General features: G+C 36.1%; 1 protein-coding gene. It reads right to left on the bottom strand.

Going from position 1 to position 332, the window contains the following annotated elements; translation table 11 throughout:
- On the bottom strand, window positions 1-332 hold a 332-nt coding region (locus tag Q0842_RS16130; RefSeq protein WP_298500532.1), incomplete at both ends, for a hypothetical protein.

The following is a 332-nucleotide window of genomic DNA, read 5'->3' as shown; positions in this document are numbered from 1 at the left end:
ATTCTTTGCATCATATCTGTTGTTGCATTATCCTTAGATGCATTTCTACTTGACCCTTTTCCTTTGGCTGCTTTAGAAAATACTGCTCCTACTTGATCGTTTGATGGATTTGCATCTGATTCTTTTATAAAAACTCTTTGGCTATTGTTAAACTCTACGGCACCATCAAATGGTAATACACCATCATTCTCTATTTCAGCTATAAATCCTTGTCCTACTGGCAAGTATCGTGTTGGTACTTTTGTACCATCTTGTGAACCATTGTTTGCACCATAATAACTAACAAATTGATATGCGCGTATAGATCCTGTTTTGTTTACTTGGGCATAACC

This window comes from uncultured Algibacter sp. (genome assembly GCF_947495675.1).
Classification (GTDB): domain Bacteria; phylum Bacteroidota; class Bacteroidia; order Flavobacteriales; family Flavobacteriaceae; genus Algibacter_B.
Note: the sequence above shows the minus strand (reverse complement) of the source record. Positions and strands in the feature narration are given on the sequence as shown.